The 16,865-nt window shown below is 62.4% G+C and carries 11 protein-coding genes, 1 tRNA gene and 1 pseudogene; 4 read left to right on the top strand and 9 right to left on the bottom strand.

Annotated features, from left to right (window positions below):
- Positions 1-13: 13 nt before the first annotated feature.
- From AB656_RS04490 to AB656_RS04475, 4 genes are all read right to left on the bottom strand, one after another.
- Positions 14-1,663: an alpha/beta hydrolase family protein gene (locus tag AB656_RS04490; protein ID WP_051905351.1), complete on the bottom strand. Its 1,650-nt coding sequence runs from the start codon at positions 1,661-1,663 to the stop codon at positions 14-16.
- 55 nt (positions 1,664-1,718) lie between these two features.
- The gene (locus AB656_RS04485) at positions 1,719-2,375 is read right to left on the bottom strand and encodes a DUF4125 family protein (protein ID WP_033503586.1); all 657 of its coding nucleotides are present in this window, start codon (positions 2,373-2,375) and stop codon (positions 1,719-1,721) included.
- Positions 2,376-2,417: 42 nt separating this feature from the next.
- Positions 2,418-4,400, bottom strand: a complete 1,983-nt coding sequence (locus tag AB656_RS04480; RefSeq protein WP_033503671.1) for a DUF4037 domain-containing protein — start codon at positions 4,398-4,400, stop codon at positions 2,418-2,420.
- Positions 4,401-4,475: 75 nt separating this feature from the next.
- Positions 4,476-5,663 carry an MFS transporter gene (locus tag AB656_RS04475; protein ID WP_033503585.1) on the bottom strand — a complete coding sequence of 396 codons (1,188 nt, stop codon included), beginning with the start codon at positions 5,661-5,663 and terminating at the stop codon, positions 4,476-4,478.
- A 616-nt stretch (positions 5,664-6,279) separates the two neighbouring features.
- On the opposite strand from AB656_RS04475, the gene AB656_RS08095 reads away from it, so the two are divergent.
- Positions 6,280-6,798 (top strand): DUF3152 domain-containing protein, encoded by a 519-nt coding sequence (locus AB656_RS08095; protein WP_236681848.1) that lies wholly within the window; start codon positions 6,280-6,282, stop codon positions 6,796-6,798.
- A gap of 188 nt (positions 6,799-6,986) precedes the next feature.
- Here AB656_RS08095 and AB656_RS04465 read toward each other — a convergent pair whose 3' ends face one another.
- From AB656_RS04465 to AB656_RS04450, 4 genes and pseudogenes are all read right to left on the bottom strand, one after another.
- Positions 6,987-7,733 (bottom strand): SDR family oxidoreductase, encoded by a 747-nt coding sequence (locus AB656_RS04465; protein WP_033503584.1) that lies wholly within the window; start codon positions 7,731-7,733, stop codon positions 6,987-6,989.
- A 160-nt stretch (positions 7,734-7,893) separates the two neighbouring features.
- Entirely contained in the window at positions 7,894-9,708 is a 1,815-nt protein-coding gene (locus AB656_RS08090) for an RCC1 domain-containing protein (RefSeq protein WP_051905349.1), read from the bottom strand.
- 129 nt (positions 9,709-9,837) lie between these two features.
- A pseudogene (locus tag AB656_RS08185) lies at positions 9,838-11,181 on the bottom strand (RCC1 domain-containing protein); the annotation flags it as partial.
- Positions 11,182-11,686: 505 nt separating this feature from the next.
- The gene (locus tag AB656_RS04450) at positions 11,687-12,802 is read right to left on the bottom strand and encodes a zinc-binding dehydrogenase (RefSeq protein ID WP_081924880.1); all 1,116 of its coding nucleotides are present in this window, start codon (positions 12,800-12,802) and stop codon (positions 11,687-11,689) included.
- A 426-nt stretch (positions 12,803-13,228) separates the two neighbouring features.
- On the opposite strand from AB656_RS04450, the gene AB656_RS04445 reads away from it, so the two are divergent.
- From AB656_RS04445 to AB656_RS04435, 3 genes are all read left to right on the top strand, one after another.
- Positions 13,229-13,960 carry a DUF4391 domain-containing protein gene (locus AB656_RS04445; RefSeq protein ID WP_033503581.1) on the top strand — a complete coding sequence of 244 codons (732 nt, stop codon included), beginning with the start codon at positions 13,229-13,231 and terminating at the stop codon, positions 13,958-13,960.
- 302 nt (positions 13,961-14,262) lie between these two features.
- Entirely contained in the window at positions 14,263-14,970 is a 708-nt protein-coding gene (locus tag AB656_RS04440) for an ABC transporter ATP-binding protein (protein ID WP_051905439.1), read from the top strand.
- Positions 14,967-16,412, top strand: a complete 1,446-nt coding sequence (locus AB656_RS04435) for an FtsX-like permease family protein (RefSeq protein WP_052201418.1) — start codon at positions 14,967-14,969, stop codon at positions 16,410-16,412. Before AB656_RS04440 ends, AB656_RS04435 begins: the two co-directional genes overlap by 4 nt.
- A gap of 296 nt (positions 16,413-16,708) precedes the next feature.
- On the opposite strand, the gene AB656_RS04430 is transcribed toward AB656_RS04435, so the two are convergent.
- Positions 16,709-16,782, bottom strand: a tRNA-Pro gene (locus AB656_RS04430).
- Positions 16,783-16,865: the final 83 nt, after the last annotated feature.

Below are 16,865 nucleotides of genomic sequence, written 5' to 3'. Positions count from 1 at the left end.
CCGGCCGCAGCCCTCAGAAGGTGTATGCGCCCCAGAAAGCCAGGACCAGCAGGCAGGCCAATGCGCCCAACCAGGCCAGGGTTAGGACTATCCAGTGTCCCCAACCCCGGGCTAGGGCGGGTCGGCCCTTCGCGGCGCTTGTCGCTTGAGGCCGGGCGTGGAAAGCGCCGGCTTGAATCGCTTCGGCCCGGCTGCCTGCGGGCGCGCGCCGGGTCATCCAGGCCTTGATGGCCCGGGCTGGCAGGAGCGCGGACAAGGCGGTCGTGACGAGGGCTAGCGCTTTCAATCCGGTCCACAACCTTACCTGCGTCGTCGTAAGCGCTTCCAATCTCAGCGCGTGCGCGCCGATGATCGCGATATAGCCCAGAACGGCGGCCAGCAGCAGGAGGGATGCGATCGCCTGAGCCCACAGGAGGGCGGCCACGCCTCGGCCGAAACGGGGAGGCGAGGTCTGCTGCGATTTACGGCGGCGGATCGCGCTCGCTAGGGCCAGGGTCAATGAACCCACTAGCGCGGCCAGCAGCAGGACGGGGCCGGTGGCCAGGAGGACGGCCAACGCACCGATTGACGTGACCAGGCCGGGGCTGGTGTGTTGAGGGGCGGCGTAAGTCTGTTGCGGTTGGGCGCCTGCTAATTGCGGGGTGGTCCAGCCATCGGCCTTGGTGCCCTGGGCCACCGCATTGATCCAATCCTCCAAATTGCGCGTGTAATGGGATTCCAGGGGCAGACTGGCCTTGGCCAGGCGGCTGCCTACGCGCATCTGGTGGTTGGCTGGGTAGTAGCGGACCGTCACGTTGCGATTGCCGGCCTGGCGCGCTTGGTCGAGAATCTGCCTGGCGCCCTGCTCGACCGGCATGGAGGCGTCGTTCACGCCGAAGTTGATGAGGGTGGGCTGGGTCAGCTTGCTCCAGTATGGCAGGGCGTCGAAATCCGCGTATTGCAGCCCCAGAGGGGCGAAATTCATGCCTAGTAGCTTCGGGATGTCCGCCCGGACCCCCGCCGGGGCGCCGATGATGTCCAGGTAGGAGCTGACGGCCATGGCCATCTGGTCGCGGCCCGGGTAGACCGGGGGAGAAGTCAGGATCGTGAAGGTCAGCGAGGGGTCGCGCGCGGTCATGATCGAGGAGACCCAGGTGCCCTCGGACTCGGCGTAGAGCCCGGTTTTGGCGGGGTCGACGCCGGGCCAGGAGCGCAGGACTTTCAGGGAGCGCCCGTAGTCATCAGCCATGGCCGCATAGTTGCGGTGGAAGTCGGTGTAAGTGTCCAGTCGCTTGTCCGGCACCAGGGTGGTGATACCGGCTGAAGCCATGGCTGAGGCCAGGTCCCCGTATACCTTACCGGCCGAACCGGTGCCGGCTCCGTGGATGAACAGGCAGGCTGGGCGACCGGCCGGGGCGCCCACCGGTTCGCGCACAATCGCGTGAATGGTGACCGCCGGCGCGAGCTGCACCTTGATGTCGCTCTCGCGTGTCCGATAGCTTCCTTCGGGTGCTGTAGGGCCCATCGAGGATGCGATTGAGGTGTCCGACGTCTGTGGGCGCACGCGCCCCTGATAGGGTTCCACCTGCCATGCAGGGGTCATCAGGGCTCCGGCCCCAGCCAGAAGGCCCAGCAGTAGGACGAAGGCGATCAGCGGTGTCACCAGCCGTTTGAGAATTCGCACGAACTAACTGTGGCACAAGGGGTGGCCCTGCCTTTTTCCGCGGTCCTCTCCCGCGTCAGGCGGTGGGCGTGGCCTTGCGTTGCGCGGCCTCAGCCTGGTCCAGGTCCGGGTAGCCGGCCATCTTGACCGTCGCCAACAAGGTCTCTTCGGTCAGATTGCGTCGCTGGCTGGCTGTGAATAGGACCATCTTCTCGTACAATCCCAAGGTCTTCAGCGAGTAGGTGGACAGTTCGCCGCGCAGATAGGTCTCGAATGACGTGTCCTGGGCGGTGTCATCGGCTGTTCGCAGCCTCCGCATCTCCTGGCCCAGCGTGGGGTAGCGGTCGCGGAAGTCCTTGGCCCAGGCCACTTGCTGACGGATGACTCGCTCCTGGCGCTCTTGACGTTCCAAGCCCAACTTGGGCAGGTAGGGGGCGATGTCGCGCCGGTAGTCCTCGGGCGCGGTGGACTCCATCATCCGGCCGTACTTTTCGGTCAGCAGGTTACGGGCCTCCGCGTCCGCCCGGTCAAGGTCGTCCGCGTAGCTCTCCAGCAGCTCGCGCGGCCAGACCGAGAACTGACTGAGGCGCATCTGGTGGAACGTGGGCCAGTTGCCCTGGCAGTTGGCCCGGCCGCCCTCATTATCCACCTGCTGGAATTGGTCCCACTCGTGCTTGACGATTCGCTCGCGCAGGTCGTCGTCGCTCAGCTCGCTGTATGCTCGTTCGCTCATCTAATCCCCTCGATTTCGGCTGATACTTGCCCCCGTCATGATTCAAATGCTGTGGAGGACGGGGTCTTGGCTGCTGATATGCGCCTCGATATAAGGCCGTTGCCACTCCAAGAAGCCCTCGCTCGAGTTGGTCAGCCCCTCGGCTCGGAGCTCTTGGAGAATTTGCTGGCAGACGGTTTCAACCTGCCCGGTCAGGCGCTCGGCGGCTGGGGCCGCCCCCTTACCCCCTTCGCCGAAGCCCGCGCCGCCGAAGCAGGCGGCCGAGGACAAGCGCAGGATGGATTCCAGTTCCCCCGCCACCGGGCTCAGACGGGTCGCCACCCGGCCACTCAGCTGGCGGAGTGCGGCGAACGTCCATTTGTAGTAGGGCAGGTAGCCTACGGTCAGTGGATTGTTGATCAGAAAGACCAGAGAAGCCACGGCTTTCGCGAACTCGTCGACCGCCAGCCAAGCGGCTGCGCCATCCCCGCGCTCCAGACTGCGTTGCAGGTTGTATTGGCCGGCCTGGCTGATCATCCCCAAACGGCGCGAGATCAGGGCGAATCGCACGTCGTCCGGCATGGATTGAAAACCTTGCCGGGTGCTCAGTAAGGCGCCCAAAGGGTCAGAGAAGATCTCGCCGTTGGTGGCGGCCGCTAGCGTGGCTTCGTCCAGCAAAAGCCATTCGTGCGGCTTATCTTCGTCCGGGGCCTGCCGGTAACCAGTGATTGACTCGAAGAAGTCGCCTATCTCGAAGACGCCCACCCGCTTGGCCTCGCCCCGGGCGCGCACGCTGCGCTCGCGCGGGCCGTAGCCCATGAACTCCTGGGGGAGGGCTTCGTAATCGGCTTGGAGCTGTTCACCGATCGCCGCGTAGTCCTCGGCGGTCAACCACAGGCAAAAGCCGGGGCCAAAGTCGTGATCCCGAGAAATCGCATCGTCGAAGCCGTAGCATTCGGAGCCATGCCCCACTAATCCAGCAGCGATTCGGCCTGCATACTGGGGGTATTTGGCTTCGATCATCGGCTTGCCGCACTGCTCCCAGTAAGCGCGCGCCAGTTTCAAGCCGCTCATGGGCGGGCGCTCGCTGTGCTTGTTCGTGCTAGCGTCCGCGCCCGTACCGGGGTCTGAACCCTCGCCGTCGGCCCCGGCTTCCTTGTCTGGCCCTTGGATTTCCTGCCCAGCCTGCTTGGCGGCTTGGAGGGCTTGACTCAAGTTCTCCTGGGTGATGCGGTAGGAGTCGCTGGCCTCGCCATAGTCGCGGGCGATGATGCCCAGGGCCTGCTGGTAAGCGCCCGCAGCCCGCCCGTATTGGCCGCTCGCGAAGCAGGCCTGCCCATAGCCCGCCAGCGCTGAGGCGAAGTGCGGGTTGGCTTCCAAGTGGCCGACCCGGTAGATGTCGAGCGCCTTGGAGGCGTGTGCCATCGCTTGAGCGAGGACCTGTTCGCGCTCGCCCTGGTCGTCGTCGGCTGGCAGGTCCAGCAGGGCCAGGGCCAGGTTGGTGTGGGTGGACGCCACGTCCAGGTCCGCATCCGGGTCGGTGGAGGAGGCGGTCACGATGGATAGGGCTTTCTGAAGTTCTTGCACGCCCTGGTCGCCGCGCCCTGTGTCACTGTAGAGCATGGAGAGGTTGTTGTGCAGTGCGGCCAGGCGCCGGTCGTCCGGTTTCAGCGTCCTCTCGGCTGAAGCCAGGGCCTGCTTGTAGAGCTTTTCGGCTCGCTCATAGCGGCTGGCGGCGCGCATTCCGGTGGCTGCGTTGATTAGCGTAGTGGTCCAGGCTTCGGTGCCTTCCAGGCCCATGTGGCGAGCTAAATCGAGCGATCGCTCAATCATGGGTAGGCCGTCCTCGTGCCGTCCCCGTGACCGGTAGTAGCCGATCACCTCGTTGAGCACTGTGAGCTGTCCGGCCTGGTCGTCAGCTTGCTCGGCGTCCGCAAGTGCCTGCAGGAGGTAGCATTCCGCGTCGTCATTGGACCTATCCGAGTCGAAAATCGCATCCAAGCCCTGTATGAACCGCCCGCTGTCAAAGGACCCGTTCTGGCGCATATATGTAGGCGAACCCTTCAAAGGCCCACTGTTCTTGCCGTCATCGTCCAAGTCTTCCATGCGCCAAGACTACGCTCAAACCTTGACCACCTGCAGCCTATCGACCGCATCGGTCTTGGTCTCCAGGCGGTGGGAGTAGAAGAGCAGTAAGAGGGCTGCGGCCAGGGCCAGGGGCGCACCGGTCAGGGCCGGGAAGCGGTAGTCCATGCCGGTGGCGGAGAGCGCTGCGCCTCCCAGCATCGAGCCAACAGCGTTGCCCAGGTTGAAGGCCACCTGGATGGTGGCGCCGCCAATAAGCTCGCCACCGCCCTGACCGGCATCGACCATGAGGATTTGCTGGGGGGTGGAGACGAAGAAGAGGCCGAACGCCACCCAGAAGGTAAGGATCGCTGAGCCCAATTTGGACCCTGGAATCAGGAAGATGGCGACCAGGCCCAGGAAGGAGATGGTCTGCCCCAGGGCGGCGGTACCGGCGTGCCGCCAGCGGTCGCAGAGGGCGCCTCCCGCCAGGCCGCCGACTACCATGCCGAAGCCTGCCAGTACCATCAGAGCGGAGAGGGCGCTGGACGACCATCCACCAGCCTGGGTCAGCCAGGGGGAGACGTAGCTCCACCAGCAGAACAGGCCGGCATTGCCAGTGAACACGGCTAGCAGGATGACCCAAGGACCCCGGCGCTTCAGGAAGTGGAACTGGCCGCGTAGGCCCGAATCCGGCACAGGGGGCAGGTTGGGGAGCCAACGCAAGGACAGCAGGATGGTCGCTGCGCCCCAGACCGCCAGGAAAGCGAACGCCGCGCGCCAAGACAGGTATTCGGCCAGCAGGGTGCCCCCGGGCACGCCCAACATGTTCGCCAGGGTCTGGCCGGTGATGGTGACCGCTACGGCCTGGGCTTGCTTGTCGGGGCGGGCGGTCGACTTGGCGATGTAGGCGGCGGTCCCGAAGAAGGCGCCGTGGGGCAACCCGGCGATGAATCGAGACATGGTCAGTGCGATCGCGCTCGTGGACAAGGCCGAGCAGCCGTTGCCAATCACAATCAGTGCCAGAAAGAGGATGATTAGGCGCTTGGGCGGGGTTTTGCGGCCGAAGACCAGCATCAGCGCGCCCACGCACACCCCAATCGCATAAGCTGAGATGAACCGCCCTGCTTGGGGGATTGAGACATTCATGGCTTGCGCGGTCTGCGGCAGGATGCCCATCATCACGAATTCGGCGGCTCCCAGGGCGAAGGCTCCGGCGGCCAGCGCTATCAGGCTTTTCTTCATACGAGTGCTCTTCCGTATCCATGTGGTTGGTGTGCGTGCGGCTCCCGCCGTATCGCGCTCGGCGGCTGCTTCCGTAGTGTACGCTGGGGCCTGTTCGTCGCGGCATGGGCGCTTGGCGGGCTGATGGGCGGTTGCGAGGGTGGTTCGGGGCTGTGATGTGTCAGGACTCGACAAGATAATGATGTTGTGCGCTCGGACGCATTGAAGCAGTCGAGTTGGAGAGGGGCATGGGATGGGAGCACGATCAGGAGGGGCGAATCGCCGAGGTGGAGCGGGGCACGGTAACCGCCCGGCGAACTGGCTCCGCACCTTCCTCACTGGTTGCCGGTCGCTTCTGGAAGTCCTGCGCCCAGGTAGTGCCGTCAAGGTTTCCGACTCTCAGCGGGAGCGCATTTTCCGAATACGCCGCTGGGTCTTGACCACCCTCTGCGCGCTGCTCGTCCTCTGCATTATTGTGGCCCTGGGCGTCTCAGCCCGCCGGTTCTCCCATCCGGGTCCAAGTCCCTCGGCCAGTGTCAGCGCCCGACCCGTGCGTGTACAGCCCAAGCCTGGCGGCAAGCCTACCGCCAGTCCCGCCGCCCCACTAGGTGAGCCGAATCGGGCGTCGGTACTTTCCGTGGCGGAAGCAACGGCCGCGGCGTCCGGCAAACCCCCGCGTCGGCTTACTTACTGCGTGGCCGGTAAAGGGCAGGTCGGCGATACGGCCGCTTTTGAGAGGACCATTTTCCTTAGCCTGAACGATCCTCGAGGCTGGCCGAGGGCTGGGACTACCTTCGTGCAAGGCTCCCAGGGTTCCTGCGACATGACCTTGATCCTGTCTGAGGCCCAATACATGCGCACGTTCGCTTTGGGCTGCTCTTCGCTGTACAGCTGCCGGGTGGGCAATCAGGTCATCATCAACAAGGACCGTTGGAACGGCGGTACCGACTACTGGCTGGGCTCGGGCGGTGACATGGCCCGCTACCGGATCATGGTCATCAATCACGAGGTAGGCCATCGCCTGGGCCACATTGACAACGAGCAGGCCTGCGCCGGCCCTGGCCAGCCCGCCCCTCTCATGCTGGAGCAGTCTATGGGCCTGCACGGTTGCGTCCCCAACGAGTGGCCCCTCGATTCCGAGCTCTGGGTTAAGTAGGTCACCCCTGCAGGGAGGGCATGGCTTATTGCTGATGTTGGGGCGGGAAACGCAACGGCGCCAATGACCGCTGTTCCACCAGCGCCTGTCGGGGTATGAAAAATCGAGCCGGTGCGATGCAACCTGACGGTATCGCGCCGGCTCCCGGGCTCGTGGTTAACGTTCCGGTTTACTTTCGCCGTCCGCCTTCACCAGGGCTGGATGGTGGGGCCAATCGTGAATTCCGAGACGTTGGTGTCCTCGGGCTGATCGATGGCGAAGGCCACTACGGAGGCCACGCGGTCGGGCGTGATCTGGTAGGAGTCATAGGTCTGGTTCATGGCTTCTTTGGCGCCCTTATCGGTAATGGTGTTGAGCAGCTCGGTCTGGATGGCCGCCGGGTAGATGGTGGCCGTGCGGATGTGGGTGCCCTCCATGGCCGATTCCATGCGCAGGACTTCCATCAGTTCGCGGACAGCCCACTTGGTGGCTCCGTAGACAGCGCCGTTGGGGTACGCCTTCAGCCCTGCCACAGATGAAGTAGTGATGAACTGCCCCGATTTTTGCGCCGTGAACTCCGGCAGGGCCGCGGCGATGCCGTGGAGCACCCCCTTGAGGTTCACGTCCACCATCCGGTCCCACTCGTCCGTCTTGAGGGCAGAGAGAGGGGAGGAGGGCATGAGACCGGCGTTCAGGAACATCACGTCCACCTGGCCGTAACGCTCCTTGGCGAAGGCCACGAAATCCTTATTCTGCTGTGGGTCGGTCACATCCAACTTCCGCCAGGCAGCCTGGCCGCCGTCTTCCTCGATGCCTTCCGCTATCTGCCGGAGCCTGTCATCCCGCCGAGCCCCGAGCACTACCTTTGCCCCCCGTGAGGCCAGCAGGCGGGCGCTCGCCTCGCCAATTCCCGAGGATGCGCCGGTAATCAGGACTACCTTGTTCTCAATGCTCATCAGAGCCTACCTTTCCGCGCTACCTGTGCGCGCTGGCCTCAGGCTAGACCTTCAAGCCGCTCGAAGCGCAAGCCCGCCGAGAGCAAGGTGGTCGAATGTGCTGGCCCGGGTGGAATCGGTAGGCATCAGCGGGTGTCGTCGTCTCCGCACGAGCCTTCGCTCAGCCGATGCGAGCGACCCCGTTTTTGCTGCTGTGCTCCGGTTTGCGGCGCGATTGCTTCCGTCGAGCATTCTGATACCCTCCGCAGCAGCCAGCCGCCAGCGCGCTCACCAGAAGCAGCGTTTTCCCGGTCAGTAGCTGCAGGGGCGCCGTTCCGGCCTTGGGTAGCGTGAACGCAGTGAAATAGGTGTAGGAGTTGATTTTGTAGTCGGTTTGCGGCGCACTCGCCAGGCTCCAGGAGATGGTCACGGTCACGGGACCTTCAACGTGGGCGGGCGTATCGACGCCCCAGGTGCCGTTAGAGTTGGCGGTCAGCGCTGTGCCGGCAGTGCCGTCAAACTGCACTTTGGTGATGACCAGCTTTGGCTGTGTCATCACCACTGCGGTCAGGCTTAGGTTCCCGGCCGACCCGCCAGCGCTGTTGCCGAGCTGCCCGTACTGGTTGTCGCCCCAGGCCCAGGCCTTGCCAGTGGTGTCTATGGCCAGGCTGTGCTGCTTGCCGACCGTCACTTTGGCATAGGTAACACCGCTGGGTGGGTTGATTGACACCGGTCTGGACTGGTTGCTTTGATTGCCGTTGCCGAGCTGTCCGTATTGGTTGTCGCCCCAGGCCCAGGCCGCGCCGGAGTTGGCGAGCGCCACCGCGCTGTCCCCTACTACGTTCACTTGGTCGAAGCTGAGGCCGGTTGGCAGCGTAGGCGCTACTGGCGCGCTCTGGTTGGCGCCGTTGCCGTTACCCAGCTGGTTGGCGCTGTTGCAGCCCCAGGTGTAGATGCGGCCGCTTGAGCTGATGCCCAGGCTCCAGTCGTTGCTGGCCACCACCTGTTTGAAGCCTGACACCCCGCTGGGCGCAGTGACCGCGACCGGCAACAAGGACCGCCCGCCGACTGTAACGGCTGTCGAACCCAGCTGGCCGTAACCGTTCGAACCCCAGCTGTAGGCCTGTCCTGTAGAGCTGATGGCCACCGTGTGCGCGTTTCCTGCGCTAATCTGCGTAAAACCTGTGACACCAGACGGCAACTCGACCTTGACGGGTGTCGGCGAGTTGTAAACCGTGCCTATGCCCAGCTGCCCTTGGTCGTTACCGCCCCAAGCATAAAGGACCCCAGTGTCGGTCACAGCGAAGGTGTGCTCGCGGCCGGGAATGATTTTCGTGTACTTGGTAGACCCTTCGGGCACCGGTACTATCACGGGCGTGGACTGGTCCACCGTATTCCCGTTGCCCAGCTGCCCTTTGCTGTTCCAACCCCAGGCGTAGAGGAAGCCATTGGCGGCCAGGGCGAAGGAGTCGTTCGGCCCGGCCACGACCTGTGTGAACTTCATGCCGCCTGGCATATGCACTGCGACCGGCGAAGTACGGTTGCTGGTCGTGCCGTCGCCCAGCTGTCCGGCATCGTTGCGCCCCCAGGCGTAGACCTTCCCGTCGCGCCCCAAGCCCAGCGAGTGGTACCAGCCTGCGCTCACCTGCGTCAGCGTTGCGTCGAAAGCCGGGGGCGTCACGGTAACGTGTGCGCCGCCTGTGCTGGGCCCCTTGACTGGTGAAATAGTGAACGTATACGAATCCCACCGGGCCTTGAGCGTAATGTTGTTGGTTACCGGCTGGGTAAAGTCGTAGGCATTCCCATTGAGTTCCCAGCCCCCAAACCAGTGTCCGTCCCACTTGAGATCATCCGTGGGCCAAGAAGCTTTCTGCCCATCCATCACATGCTGCTGCGCTGGCGGCGTGACCGGTGCCCCAGCCATGTCAAAGCTCACCGAATACGAAGCCATATACTCATAATCCAGCACAGCCGCCGTCTGAGCCTGTCCGTTCACTGTCCATTCCACCCGCACCTGTATCTTCCCGGGGGACGTGTGCTGAGGCGCATTGACATGGAATAAATCCGTAGCCGGATCGTGGGTAATCGTCCCCGCGTTAATGCCATCGAAGCTGACGCTAGTGACTGCGATTTTAGGTTTGGCTACGCGAACAGGTTGAAGTCGCAGGGTGTTTGTCCCATCTCCCAATTGCCCAGATGTGTTTGTCCCCCATGCGTAAGCGTTCCCATCGTTTCCTATTGCCGCAGACGAAGACCAACCAGCGCTTATGCTAACGAACTTGAAATCCGGCGAAACATTATCTGGCTTCTGAACGGCAACTGGGCTATGCCGATCCACACGTGACCCATCTCCGATGTTTCCAGCACTTTCAAACGTTGGTATGATACTACTATTTTGGCCCCACCCGTAAGCATCGCCATCATTGGTGAGAGCTAGAGCATGATACGCGCCAGGACTCATTGCTGAGAACTTTAAAGGAGGGTTCACCGGCGTAGGTACTGACTTATCGTCTGTGGAACCTATGCCCAATTGGCCTGCGCCGTTATACCCCCATGCGTAAGTTGTGCCGTCTTTACCTATGCCAAGGGAAAAATCGTATGAACTACCGCCCCATCTGTCGGTGCCGCCAGCTTTAACGGTATTAAACTTCGGCGCGTTTTCGATAGCGATTGGGGTGCGTTGGCTAGTCCCGGGAGTCCCGTTTCCTAGTTCTCCATAGGAGTTATCGCCCCAGGCGTACATTTTGCCGTCGGTTCCGATTGCTAAAGCGTGTCGACCGCCCATGCTGATAGAAGCGAATTTCGCAGAAGTATTGACAGGGGTAGGTGTATTGCGGTTTGTAATCGTGCCATCCCCGAGCTGCCCGCTATTATTAAAACCCCACGCATAGGCATTCCCATCGTCCCCGATGGCTAAAGAGGATGTTCCACCTGCGCTTACGCTAACAAATTTTACGTTGCCGGGAGTTTTCACTTTTTGGGGTTCCAAAGCGTTGTCGAAAGAATCATTTCCTAATTGTCCATAAACGTTGTAACCCCAAGCATATGTGTGTCCATCTGTGCCGATCGCCAAGTTATGCCACAGTCCGACGCTAATGGATGTGAACTTCACTCCATTGGGAACTCTAACGCGAACAGGCAGGTTATTGGAAGCGTTCGTTGAACCGTTGCCCAATTGTCCTAGATTTCCAGCGCCCCATGCCCAAACGTCTCCATTGGAGTCCACCGCTACGGTATGGATGCTGCCGACATAAATGTCTCTAAACTTAACTGACGTCGAGAACGGCGGTGTAATAGCGACGTCGTTGCCACCTTCCGCTGGGCCTTTGATTGGCGAGAGGGAGAAACCTTGCGCGTCGGATACGGAGTCTGCATGCGCTGGGGCGGGTCGTGCTAAACTGCCCCCCCCCCCCAGGACAATCAGAGATATGAGAGCCACGATGGCACTCAAAGAACGGTAGCAGCGCATAACCCCTCCAATTGGGCCCTTAGTGTGCCTTCAAGCGCTTGGACCGAAAAATCAAAACAACAACTAGGGGTTATGCCAACCCCGTACGGTTCCCAAAACGCCAGGCATGGTAAAACCCCTGCTCCTCTTAATAGTCTAACATTCATCCGCGAGTTTCGCAGACGTTAGTTAATCAAGCAAAACCCCTGGTTAAGGTTCCAACCGAACGGCCATTTAATCAGACCGATATCGTCATTCGGGTGCCAGTTGGTGAGCAGGGCGTCGAAGCGGCCGCCTACAGGCGTATCCGCAGACACCGAGAGCAGCAGGGATACCGAGAGCAGGGGATGGAGGGCTTGCGGCCGGCAATTTCGGAGGGCTGGCGATTGTATCGAGTTGGGCCGCTTGGATCGCACTCCTTTGGCGATTGCTGTGCATGCTGTACATGAGCGCCCACCTGACTGAAACAGTAGTATTGCACTGTTTCAGTCAGGTGGGCCTTTAATGCCGTTTAAACATGAGCCGCTTAGAACTCAGTGATGACCGAGCGGATGACCTCGCCGGCGACGAGCTGCTTGTAGGCCTCGTCGATCTGGCTCAGGTTGATGTGCTGGGTCACGATGTCCTTCATGTTCAGGCGGCCATCAACAGCCAGGTCCGCGTACATGGGGATGTCGTGCTTGATGTTGGTCGAACCCATCCACACGCCCTTGAAGCCGCGCTGGTGCACCAGCAGGTCGGCCGGGTTGATCTCCAGCTCGACGGTCGCGTCCGGCTTGGTCAGGCCGATTGGGTAGGCGGTGCCGCCCACGCCCAGCATGTCCCAAGCCTGCTTCATGGTCGACCTCAGGCCGATGGCCTCGAAGGCCTGGTCCACGCCGCCGTCGGTGAGCTCGCGCACCTTGGCGACCGGATCCTCGTTCTTGGAGTTGATCACGTCGGTGGCGCCGAACTTCTTGGCGAACTCCAGCTTGTTGTCCAGCAGGTCGATGGCGATGATCTTCTTAGCTCCGCAGATGCGGGCGCCGGAGATGATGTTCAGGCCGATGCCGCCGGTGCCGATGACGGCGACCGTGTCGCCGGGGCGTACGTGGGCGGTGTTGATCACGGCGCCGGCGCCGGTGATTGTGGCGCAGCCGATGCAGGCGGCCTGGTCCCACGGCACCTCATTGTTGACAACGGCCAGCTGATTCTCGTGGATCAGTGCCTTCTCGGCGAAACCGCCGGTGCCGAAGGCCTGGGTGATGGGCCGGCCGTCGGGGAAGGACAGGCGGGGGGTGTCACCCTCGGCGCGTACGCACTCCTGCTGCTGCATGCAAGACTGGGGCTGCCCCTTCAGGCAGTTGGCGCAGTGCCCGCACACCTGCTCCAGGGAAGCCACCACGTGGTCGCCCACCTTGATGCCGGAGACCTCGGGGCCGACGGCCTCGACGATGCCCGCCACCTCATGGCCGATGACTGCGGGGAAGGGGAAGAACTGGTCGTCGTCCTCCACCAGGTGCAGGTCGGAATGGCACAGGCCGGAAGCTTGCACGTCTACCAGGACCTCGGCGCCCTTGGGGTCGTCGATGATGATCTCCTCCGGCTGGGCGAATCCCTTGCCGATGCCGTAGGCGATCGAAGCCTTAATCTTCTGAGGCATGTCTGCTCCTTTGCGTTTCACGTCCGCGCGCCGCTCTTTGCGCCGCGCTTAGCGGACCGGCCCGCTGTTGGTGGCTGAGTCCGCGCCTACCGCCCTTCAACGGTCGCAACTACGCCGTTCCGGGCGAACTGCAATTCCCATCGTACCGGAGGGATGACATGAAACCAAACGTTTCGTTAGCGCTCACATTTTCCCTTTTCTCTGTATGCAGCCTCTGTCCGACAATCGGATTCGGGGGGTGGGTTATACCGCTCGCATGCGAAGAATCGGAGCGAATCATGCCGGAATCGGGAAGCGTCAAAGTCAATCCGACGGCGCCAGGCGGACGGCGATCCAAGCCTGCAGGCAGTAGGATAGGACTACATTCCTGAAGGGAAGGGTCAGTGGGATGGGGCCAAACCAGCCGGTTTTCAAGAAAGGCCGAATATGACAGCACAAGCCTGTGGTTCCGTGTCCGCGCTCACACTCGGGCTGCCGCCCGCGACTGCCGTGCCGGAGGGGAAGGGGGAGCTGCCCAAGCAGATGTTCTACGCCAAGCGACCGACCTCCGCCAGGCTTAAGCAGCGGTTCACCAACGACCTGCGCTCCGTGACGATGCTGGCCCTGCTGCGGCCCGCCGACGCGGGTTTGGCGCCAGGGGAGCATGTTCAGGAGATATTGGTGATGGGCCTGGACTTGACCTGCGAGCAGACGCCCCTGGAGATTGTGGATCGCATAGCTGGTATGCGCTCTTCCCGTATCGTTTTCGCCTGCGTTCGCCAAAGCCGGGAAGAGGGCGGTCAGGGCGATGAATGCGCTTTGGCGGTGCGCCGTCCCATGCCCACTAAGCCAGGTCATGAACCGGCTTTCCGCGTCTTTGCGAGTCCATGGAAGCCATCCGGTCAGGTCAAGCTGACCTTGTCTGGGGCGAATATGGACAAGGCGTGGGAAGGGCTGAGCGCGCAAGTGATTTTGGGCGAGCCGGAAGGCGCTGATTTGGACGCCCGGATAGCCCGGCGTGATTTGATTACTGAGCTGGTGGCCGAGGAGGTCAAATTGTCCAAGGATCACGCCCGCGCCAAAGACCCGACTCAGCGTAATCAGGTTTATGCCAAGCTCCACAAGGTGCGCTCCCGGCTCAAGGAGCTCGGTTCCCTTGATGGGGCGGGGGCCAAGTGAGCGGATGGCTTCACCGGGAATGAGTTGTTCCCGGGCCGTGCTGGTGTGGTCGGTGGCGACGAATCAGTGCGGATGAGGTTATGCGCATCAAGCGCGCCTCCGCCTGCTCTTGCGGATCAGGTATCATCAAGGCGCTGCGGTCGCAGGGTCAGGTGAACCCCTGATTTTTCCTCGAATACACCCTGAATGCACCCTGAAAACGCCCTGGGAACACCCTTGTGGATGTTTCCATGGAGTTATTGGGCATGCGTTTTCAGTCGTGCCCAGAGGATGCGCAACGGGTGCGGGAAGAGGGTTCGGACATGCAATCACAGGTAGCTCAAATGCGCGGTTTCCCACCTATCGAAGCCCGGGGATTGATCAAGGATGTGAGCTTGCGCAAGGATGAGACCATCCGCATCCTTCACGGCGTGGATTTTCAGGCCGACTGGGGGCGGATGACAGGCATCGTCGGGCCCTCGGGCTCAGGCAAGTCCACGCTCCTTTACTCCCTGGCTGGCTTGGAATCCATATCGGGCGGCCAGGTGACGGTGCTGGGGGAGCGGATCGACCGGATGGGGAGGGCGAAGATGGCGCGATTCCGCCGCGCCCACCTGGGTTTCGTTTTCCAGTCCTACAATCTGGTGCCCACGTTGAATGTGGAGGAGAACATAGCCTTGCCCTTCCTGCTGCGAGGGCGGCGGGCTCCCAAGGGCGAGATCGCCGCCATGCTGGAGCGTTTTGGCATGGCCGACCGGCGGCGCTCGGACATAGGCTCCCTCTCGGGCGGCGAGCAGCAGCGAGTGGCCCTGGCTCGGGTGTTGGTCTCCAAGCCTGATGTGGTCTTTGCTGACGAGCCTACGGGCGCTTTGGATCAGGCCACCGGTCGGGTGGTGATTGATGAGCTGCACCGGGTGGCGGCGGACCCGGCCAGGGCTGTCGTCGTGGTTACCCACTCCGAGGAGGTGGCCTCCAGCTGCGATCGGGTGGTCACCCTGGTGGATGGGCGCATAACCGGAGGTGCAAGGTGAAAGCGATACTGACAAGCTTGCGTGCTGCGCCGGGCGTGTGGATTGGAGTCTTCCTCTACTTGAGCGTGGTGCAGACCGTGATGAGCGGCATGACGCTGATCGCTGGCTCCTCCCGGTACACCCAGGCCAATGCCCAGGGCGGCCTGGCCGAGGATGCCTATCAGATGACGCGCATGATGGACACCGACCAACTGCCCATCACCATCATCGTCGGAGTCTTCATCACCTTGTGGGTGGTCTCGGCCGCAATCAATCAGCAGCGCAAACAGCTGGCCCTGCTGGCCATGCAGGGCGCCACCCCAATCCAGCTGACCGCCCTGATGGAGCTGCTGGTCCTGGTCCTGGGTTTGACCGCCTCAATCCTGTCGGCCGCTGTGGCTCCGCTGGTGGCTCCCGCGTTTTTCAAATACCTCCTCAGGACTTACAGCACGATGGCGGACTCCTACACCTACCATGCTGATGCTCGATCCTGGTTCCTGGGCGTAGCGATTGGCTTGGCCACGGCGCTCATCGGCACCACCCTGACCGTTCGCTCGGCATCCCGTGTGGATCCGGTCGAGGCTTACCGCTCCCAACCCGTCACTTCCAAGCGACCCGGCGGTATCCGCATCCTCCTTGCACTGGCCTCATTCTTGGGCGCGGTCTATGTGTTCATCCTGCCTGCCAGGAGCGTGCATCGGGTCGACCTCTCTGGCGGGAAGGCTGCCATGAAAACCTTCTACGAGGATATGGGCACGATGTACTACTCGGCCATAGGCGGGCTCTTGCTGCTCATGATCGCCTTCGCCTTCCTGGCCCCCCTCCTCTACGGCGGCCTGGTCAGGCTCTGGACCTCACTTGTGCCTTTCCCTGCCGCGCCCTGGGCCCTGGCTCGGCGGCAGACCGTCTCCCGCATCGAGCGTTCCAGCTCGGTGCTGGCCCCGCTCATGGTCTGCGTCGGTTTGATTATGGGGATGGGCACTCCAATACAGATTTTCTCGGCCTCGCTCTTGAGGGTGGCCGGATACTCCACACCTCCCGGCACCACCAGCACCGGTATGCCTGGCGTTATCGGCGCCATCGGCCCAGAGGCCGTCGTGGCCCTGGGCGGTGCCCTGGCTGGTTTCTGCATGGTCTCCCGGGAGCGCGGCTTTGACCAGGCCCTGCTCGACATCTCCGGTGCCGAACCCCGGCAGCTGCGGTTCATGGCCCTGCTGGAAGGCTCCATCATCATGCTGACCGCCATGCTCGCCGCCTTCCTGATTGTCATCCCCGCCACGGCCTGCGCCTACTTCGACATTCGGGCCATCCTGGGCACCGCGGTCCTCTCCATCTCCTGGTCCCTCTGGTTCCGGATGACCCTTGCCGTCTCTGCCCTGGGGTCCCTCATTTTCTTGCTCGCCTCGGTCCGGGCCTTACGCACCCCCGCTATTGAGCTCCTATCCGCTCAAGCGGGGCAATGATATGCGGCTGGGGAGGTCGGGGAGGGCGGCCCTCGTTAAGGGTCACTCATGTTCAGGGATCGCAAGCGAGAACCGAATCGGTGTAGGAGCTGTTCTGGGGCTGGCGCCATGCCCTGCACGGCGATGACGTTGGATGTGTAGGCGGATGCGTTCGACGAGGACTTGGACGTGGTGGAGGAGTCGATGAACGAGTTGCTGCTGCAAGGTGCGCCAAAATGCGCTCAGAACGTGTTTCGCTGACTACGTGAGATTCTAGAAAGGTTGGAATTCCGGCCCTTAGAGGGCCGGAATGATTGTCGGGGTAGGGGGATTTGAACCCCCGGCCTCTTCGTCCCGAACGAAGCGCGCTACCAAGCTGCGCTATACCCCGCGACAACGTTCTATATAGTACACGCACCGGTGCTCAAATGCCAAGACTCGCGCGGCGGGGCGGCTGGCGCGGCGAGGCGCGGC

Source organism: Bifidobacterium actinocoloniiforme DSM 22766 (genome assembly GCF_001263395.1).
GTDB classification, from domain to species: Bacteria; Actinomycetota; Actinomycetes; order Actinomycetales; family Bifidobacteriaceae; genus Bombiscardovia; species Bombiscardovia actinocoloniiformis.
Note: the sequence above shows the minus strand (reverse complement) of the source record. Positions and strands in the feature narration are given on the sequence as shown.

Excerpts from the sequence above, each read along its gene's own strand:
- AB656_RS04485 (WP_033503586.1), bottom strand. The coding sequence starts at position 2,375 with ATGAGCGAACGAGCATACAGCGAGCTGAGCGACGACGACCTGCGCGAG.
- AB656_RS04480 (WP_033503671.1), bottom strand. The coding sequence starts at position 4,400 with ATGCGCCAGAACGGGTCCTTTGACAGCGGGCGGTTCATACAGGGCTTG.
- AB656_RS04475 (WP_033503585.1), bottom strand. The coding sequence starts at position 5,663 with ATGAAGAAAAGCCTGATAGCGCTGGCCGCCGGAGCCTTCGCCCTGGGA.
- AB656_RS04465 (WP_033503584.1), bottom strand. The coding sequence starts at position 7,733 with ATGAGCATTGAGAACAAGGTAGTCCTGATTACCGGCGCATCCTCGGGA.
- AB656_RS04450 (WP_081924880.1), bottom strand. The coding sequence starts at position 12,802 with ATGCCTCAGAAGATTAAGGCTTCGATCGCCTACGGCATCGGCAAGGGA.
- AB656_RS04445 (WP_033503581.1), top strand. The coding sequence starts at position 13,229 with ATGACAGCACAAGCCTGTGGTTCCGTGTCCGCGCTCACACTCGGGCTG.
- AB656_RS04440 (WP_051905439.1), top strand. The coding sequence starts at position 14,263 with ATGCAATCACAGGTAGCTCAAATGCGCGGTTTCCCACCTATCGAAGCC.